At 72.1% G+C, this 659-nt stretch carries 1 protein-coding gene; it reads right to left on the reverse strand.

Annotation, left to right across the window (positions count from 1 at the left end; all coding sequences use genetic code 11):
- A partial coding sequence (locus FM051_RS50040; RefSeq protein ID WP_202919548.1) for an AfsR/SARP family transcriptional regulator occupies window positions 1–600 on the reverse strand: 600 nt, incomplete at its 3' end.
- Window positions 601–659 lie beyond the last annotated feature (59 nt).

Genomic DNA, 659 nt, shown 5'->3' on the forward strand with positions numbered 1-659 from the left:
GCGGTAGACCGCCAGCATGTACTGGCCGGCCACCCGCTCGTCCAACGGCCACTCGACGGTGCGGATGGTCAGATCGGCCACCAGGTCCTCGCCGTGTCCGAGCCCCAACAAGGCGTCGGTGAGGTCGCACTCGGCGTCCAGGCGCTCCTGGTGGAGCCTGGCGCGCTCGGCCGCCGCCCAGTCGCCACCGAGCCCGGTCAACGCTTCCCCGCGCCACAACCGCAGCGCATCCCCCAGAGACTCCACCACGCGGCGGTCGTCGCCGGCGCAGGCACGGGCACGCGCCCGGTGACCACGGAACCGGTGCAGGTCGACCGCCGCCCGGTCGACCTCCAGCGCGTAACCGCCCGGCCGTCGGACGACATCCGCAACCTCGACCAACACCCGGCGCAGACGGGACAGGTAGTTCAGCAACGTCGCCCGGACCCGCAACGGCGGGTCCCCACCCCAGACCCGCTCCATCAGCCGCTCCACCGACACCACGCGACCGACGTCCACCGCCAACGCGGCCAGCACGCACCGCTGCCGGTCCGGCCCCAGATCCAGCGGGCAACCGTCCACCACGACGGCCACCTTCCCCAACAAGCGGAATTCCGCCACTACGCCCCCTTCCCCCGGCAGCGTGCATACCAGCCCTGACCTGCTCCACGCAGGAAAAC

Source organism: Saccharothrix deserti (assembly GCF_009769385.1).
Classification (GTDB): Bacteria; Actinomycetota; Actinomycetes; order Mycobacteriales; family Pseudonocardiaceae; genus Actinosynnema; species Actinosynnema deserti.